Here is a 6,431-nt window from a genome sequence, read left to right as displayed (position 1 = left end):
TTACCATAAAATAACGATACACCTTCGGGCCTTTGGCAGCCGTGGGCTTTAAGCATCAAAAACTGTCCGCAGTATTGTTATATTAGGCTTTATATATAAGACCATGTATTTTTATAAAATAGAAAGTAATGACTTTATCTCAGACCAATAATAGCAAAGGCTTTCATGCTCTTTCCCTGGTCCGAAAGCAACATAAAACTCAGCTAAAATGGACGCTACCGCCCGTCAAATTAAGTCTTTCTACTTATATTCGAGCAAAAGACACCGCATTTATCGAGACAGCGAACGACAAATCCGAAATACCAGCTACCGTCCATTACGCGGTTATACCCTGATTAACCCTCAGAGTATCTGTCAATCATTCAGGTTTGTCAGTAAATTTTAGGCACTAATGTACATCAAAAAGGAAGGAATAAGGAAGAGCAGATACACTGATGTTCGTGTGATTAGCCGCACAAAATAGCAAGAAATTGACAATATACCTCAACATTACAGTTTATCTGACTAATTGGTAATCATAATTCACTGTATTCACCTGATATAGACTGACAGGGAAAAAGTGCTTGTACACAGACGTTTGAGTAATAAGCAAAGACACAAGCCTGTTATACCAATAGCCTTTATTAGCTAAGGTAATGAGTTAGGTAGGCTGGTCATCTGAACAGTAGAAGTGATGAGTAATAGCCAGAGCTGTCGTGAGCAGATTTAACGCAGATCTGCTATTGAAGTTATCAGCGCAACAGCCTGGTTAGAATACGGCATTGGTCTACTACCTGATCCTGCTCCCCCGTGGCAGTGCATATGATTTAGCGGGTGTTTAATGTTGGCTATGCTGCCATCTCATTGGTGTCCGTTTGAAATGATTGCTCCTTTCTTTCGTAAAATAGCGTCACGGAAAAACACGCTCGGGTTTAACAGCAACTTTCTAACCTTGCGCCAAAGGGAACCTGGTGCCTTTTTCACACCGACCCCATAACAAAAAAAACCGGGATACCGGCTAACCGGATAACCGGCCTGCTCTTGTTGTTCTTGTAACCATTGGTCAAAACCCGCCAGTTTATGTTCAAAACACACAGCCCCACTGTTTAATGCGGACAAAACCTTGCCACCAGTGAAACGGCCTGCCAAAGGTTTTGGCAGCGTCAAAGTAGACTCCCGAAGTATCTCGGCAAACAGGGCTTCGTTAACCTTGCGTTTACGGTGATATTGACGAGCTAGCGGCCTCGGGTGCCACTGGTGCAAAAGAAATAAGCCTCTAAACAGGTGTGGAACAGCATAAAAGCTGAAATAACGACGAAACCCCCGGTAATCTGCCGGAAACTGACTTTTAGTATCATCGGAATAATCATCGGGCCGCTTGCCAATGGAATAAAACGCTGACAACCGATGGATCAGGTCAAAATCTTCACAACCGTGACCGGTAAACGTCTCCCGAAAGCCACCAATAGCCATAAACCACTGCCGATTTATCAGCAAACAGCTTCAGGCCAGGGCGATGCCATCCACTTTGCACACTTCACCACGAAACCAGGATTCAAACACCGCCTGGCATAACCTCTGCTGCAAGGCAGGTTTAAGAAATTCAGGCGCAAAATGGGCAGAATAGGGTTGCGACAGGTAAAGGCAGGGAAACATACGAAAAGCTTGCGGCCCTTCCAGTGTCAATGCCTGAACAAAGTCATGTAGCTGATCAACTATTTCCCGGCTGATCAGCAAATCCGCATCAAACAGAAAAATATACTGCCCAGTTGCATGGGCAACCGCAGCATTTCTCACTCGACCCGGAGCGAACACACCCGACTGAAATTCATGAACGTAGCGCAGATTTTTCTGTTGTCTATTGGTTAATTTTAACCCGGCGGAATCTCGACCAGTGTCTAATACCACTAACTCCATAGCTGGTTGATCTGAAAAACAAGCAATGGCCTGATCAAGACGCTCAATACAAGCCCGATCACCCGGCCGCTTACGAAAGGGGATAATAACGGAAATACGTGTATTCAAAGTCTATTGTCCGTTCAATACCCAACCCGTTGCACTAAAAACGAACGGATCTACCCAAAAATGCAGTATCAATCTGCTCGAAACATGACTCTTTTAATGACAAATGCTCGTTTAGTTAACATAACTAACGACTTTTTCTAATGTATTGTTGTCAATATTTTTATCCATAACAACTTTATCAATTTTATTGATTCTGGTAATCAGGCTGAAAAATGACATAGTTTCGTCAAACTTCTCCACACTAACATCTGCACCAAGAGAAAACTGGAATATACCGTTATCAATGACAAAAGACCTTCTCAATAAGCCATCTACTTCCGTCAAATAGTCTTTTATAAAAATTATTTCACTTAATGAGTCTACGTAACTGAACTGTTGATCATGCCAGGCAACAACAGCCTTGTTTCTGTATGGCATGGCAAAATCAAAGCCATTTTTTTTACAATAAGAAACGACATCACCTATTTTCATGCGTTCTGAGAAAATAAATAATTTGTTTTTCCTGTATCCCCTTTCTGAAAAAATTGAATCCCAGTTTTTAGACACCGCAGAAATAGAGAATTTATCAACCACTTGCTTTCTGGAAAATTTTGATTCCAAACTAAGGACAACCTCATTAGCAGAAATCTTTTCCATTTGCTGTATTAAGTTTTGGACAGAAGAATATCTTTTTCCCAGGCAAGGATAATTATCAACAACAAACCTCGCTCCAATCTTGGTGCAATACATATGATTCGGGTAGAAAGTTATTGCTCCCAGGGACTTTGCATCATTTAAACAATAGCTAAATGTTTCACTATTTGAAACAAATATAAAGAACATTGTTTCAGCCATTAAATCCCAATATTCTTTACTAGAATAGGGAGGGACAATAACTTTAACTTGAAACCGATCAGCTAGATTTGTTTTATTTATCTGCTCAATAATATGATCAATTGCCGGATTGTTTTTTGTTAACCTGCCTTCAGGCGCTTTTACAAAAGTGATATATTTTCTTTCTTTTACGCCTTTTCCAAATGAAAGAAGATCTGTATCAATCCCTAGTTCAAACTCTTCAACTTTTGCCCTGATGTGATCATTCGATGCATAAACTTCACGATCTGTCTTAGCTGTGTGCCTTAGCAAAAGATGTGAAAAGTAAATATCGCTTATATTTTCTTCTGTTAGAAATTCTTTTGTGGTACTCCACGTACCCTCAGTACCAAAAATCAACTTGGCTGTTACCTTGTGATCATTGATAAAATCTAATAATTTATGAAGAATAGAAAACGTTTGTTTGCTGGCATTTTGGTGTATTACAACAAAATCAAAGTTACTGAAAGCTGATTTTAACTCATTATCGAAAGATATGCAGTAGTGATGCACAATTTCATATTTATCAGCCAGCATATCGAGAGCTTTATAATTAGCCATATTCAATCTTGCTGTGGAATTGGCTCTAGGTGGCCAATGACTAGAACTATAAAATGAAATATCGTTAACAAACTGCTCATCTAACGATTCAATTTTTTTTATAATTTCATCAAAGTAAACCGAGAAAATTTTTGCTTTTTTCATAAAATCCTCAAACATTCATTTCATAAGGGGCATTAAATGATCTATTTATCTGTTTTTTTGGCAAGAATAGATCACTTCCAGATTGACAACTTTTATGCCATTCAAGATAAGCTTTACGGTATTTTTTTCTAAAGCTGGATAACCCTATAATTGGATCAATACTAAACAACCCATAAGAAGTTAACGACCTCTCATGATAGCTTGCAATGTATAGAGGGCTTTCATAATAATCAATCACCTCAGGTGAAAAAAAAGTCTCAATCCTGGAGTAGTATTCACTATCTGCAGATGTTCGAACGCTATCAAAAAAACCGATACTTTCTAAAACCTTTCTCTTAATAAATAGAGATATAAATCCTTTTCTGCACAAGGCATTATTTTGAAAATTTATCTGACTTACACGATTAACTCTGGTGTAAGAGCAAAGCGTTGCAACACATTCAGGCTTATTATCAAGCCGAGCTAGCTGAAGTTGAATGCGCTGTGGATGTGACCAGTCATCAGAATCCTGAAAAGTAATATACTCACCTATTGTTATAGACAAGCCATAGTTCTTAGCCCTGTATGTGCCTGAGTTTTGTTTTAACCTGATAAGCTTGATCCGTCTATCCTTTTTCCGTCTGACAAACTTAGCCAACTTTCTATAGGCATTTTTTTCACTGCAATCATCAATAATAATTAACTCAAAGTGACTATGTGTCTGATCCAGTATTGATTGTATAGCCGCCGACGTATATTGAGACCAGCCAAAATTTGTCATAATCACAGAAACCAATGGCTGTGAATCATCACGAATAATGGGGGCCGTTGACTTCAGGTTCATTACCGAAAAAGAGTGAGAAACCTTATCTTTAGTGACAAAGCAGCGATGCTCTTCAGGAAAAATACTGGCAAATAGCTCAAATGACTTTTTGTGATCACCCGCTAACTTTGCCGCGTTAGCCAGTAACAACTTTCTCTCACAGGCATCTTTTTCAGTCGCATTAAATACTTCTAGACGGCGACTAAGGTATTCATTTGCCTCGACCGACTGACCCGTTTGCGCCAATGCATGGGCATAATACTTCGCAAATAAAACATCAGTATCAAGCCGGTTATTCCTGATTAATGACAAACAGGCATGGTAGTCTTTTTCAACAACCGATTTCAATAATATATAGTGTAAGGCATTTCGTCGGTTTACCTTGATGTCAATGGCCTCCGCTATCTGCTCAATCGCTTTCTGATAGGCTTTTCGTTCGCAGTAAAGGTAGGAAAGATAGTAGTGAAGCCCGTCGTTCTTTTCTCCTGCCGCTATTCTGGCTGACAGTTCATGCTCAATGGTGCCCAATGTACCTTCTTGAAAATGGATTAACGGCAACAGTGCTGGCGCATGTTGTGGATGCCTGGCAACATAGTCACGAGCGGCCTCAAAATCACCTTCTGCTCCCATCAACTCTACAATGGCACACGCCCAGCGTTGCTTATTTTTCTCGGGCTGAAGTTCATAGACCTTCCTGGCTCTGTGTAGCGCGCCATTAAAGTCTTTTTCCTTTTTATAGAGATAATATTCCTGACTCAAAACAGCCATTTCAGGCATTTGCTCAGGCGCGGCTTTAAGTAAGTCTTTTGCCAACTTAACCTGATCGGCATTTCTAAGGGCACCAATATAAAATGTAAAAATTTTATAGTGCTCACGGTGCTCATCAGAAAGCTGTGCAAAAAGAGTAATAATCAGATTGTAGCACTTACCATCAAATAAATATTTAAACAGCTTGGCAACGAACGTCGGTGTTTTCCATAAACAGGCATTTTTAGCAAAGTGCTGGGCCAGTTCCTCTTTACCTACGCCGGAAACTAATCGAATAAAGTAGTATCTGCATGAGGCTTTCTTTATTTTTTTGAAAAGCTTTTCAATATCAGCAAGATCAGTGCCCGATTCTGATGCTTTCAATGCCATCAGCAGTGTTTTCTCATCGCCTTCAGGTAATAAAGGAATGGTACTGAACAGCTCTGTTACCGATAGCTTTTTATCAATATAATCTAAACTTTCCACCAGTGTTGACAGGTATAGACTGACATAATGAGAAGACACTTCTTTGTGCTGATATTGATGTCGAAACAAAAACTCGATAATTAGCTTGCGAAGTAAAGGATCTTTAAGTCCTTTCCTAAGCATAGTAAAAATAGCGTCTCGACATTCATCACTGTGATAAACTTTTTCACTCAAATAGAACAGGTAGAACCCCTTTAGCTTACCTGTGAGCAGATAATTATTTATGATTTGTATACTTCTTTCTGATAAGTTAGCTGACTTATCAATGGGCTGGATTCGGCAAATCAGTGCCTGAATTGCCAGATAACGGGTATGTTTATAGGCTTCATAGCCTTTTTTAGCCAGCAATTGTATTTTATCTGGCTGCCATTGAGTAATGTTTCTGGCAATTTCTTTATCAATATTCTCTTTTTGCCGATTCCTGATTCTCAGGGAATAGATAAAGCAATCATAGGCTTTATCCTTCTCATTGTTTCGGAAAAAATAGTTATTAGCTTCGTTAAGTGTACGAACAACAGCAGGTGAACAGAGTACTGAAAATACGCTTTCATTCATAGGTAGATGATTGTTTTCTGAACGAGTCATCAAACTATGTACTGAGGTGTAATTTTTTTTAGCGCCTTCATTAACAATCGCTTTTTTTAACGCCTTTGCTTTTCTTTTTATATTGAGCTCAGCTATAAAATTACTTTTCACTATAATCGCCACTGGTATTCCGAAGCCCCTGTAAGCAATACCAGGAGCCTGACCGAGAATAGCGCCCGTAGCGAGGATTACGAGAAATTGAGGATAAAAATTTCTGCTTCTGAGGATAATAGTGGGGCTATTTGATGAA

2 protein-coding genes and 1 pseudogene are annotated in these 6,431 nt (G+C 39.3%); all 3 read right to left on the bottom strand.

The window, feature by feature from the left end:
• Positions 1 to 840: 840 nt before the first annotated feature.
• A pseudogene (locus tag V4C51_RS16605) lies at positions 841 to 2,004 on the bottom strand (glycosyltransferase).
• Positions 2,005 to 2,115: 111 nt separating this feature from the next.
• On the bottom strand, positions 2,116 to 3,561 hold the full coding sequence (locus V4C51_RS16600; protein WP_330927295.1) for a hypothetical protein: 1,446 nt from the start codon (positions 3,559 to 3,561) through the stop codon (positions 2,116 to 2,118).
• Between the two features lie 7 nt (positions 3,562 to 3,568).
• On the bottom strand, positions 3,569 to 6,292 hold the full coding sequence (locus V4C51_RS16595; RefSeq protein ID WP_330927294.1) for a glycosyltransferase: 2,724 nt from the start codon (positions 6,290 to 6,292) through the stop codon (positions 3,569 to 3,571).
• Positions 6,293 to 6,431 lie beyond the last annotated feature (139 nt).

The organism is Candidatus Sororendozoicomonas aggregata (assembly GCF_031528575.1).
Taxonomy (GTDB): Bacteria; Pseudomonadota; Gammaproteobacteria; order Pseudomonadales; family Endozoicomonadaceae; genus Endonucleibacter; species Endonucleibacter aggregata.
This window is presented reverse-complemented; position numbering and strand designations above follow the sequence as displayed.

Coding starts and splice junctions, on each gene's coding strand:
- V4C51_RS16600 (WP_330927295.1), bottom strand. CDS start 3,561: ATGAAAAAAGCAAAAATTTTCTCGGTTTACTTTGATGAAATTATAAAA.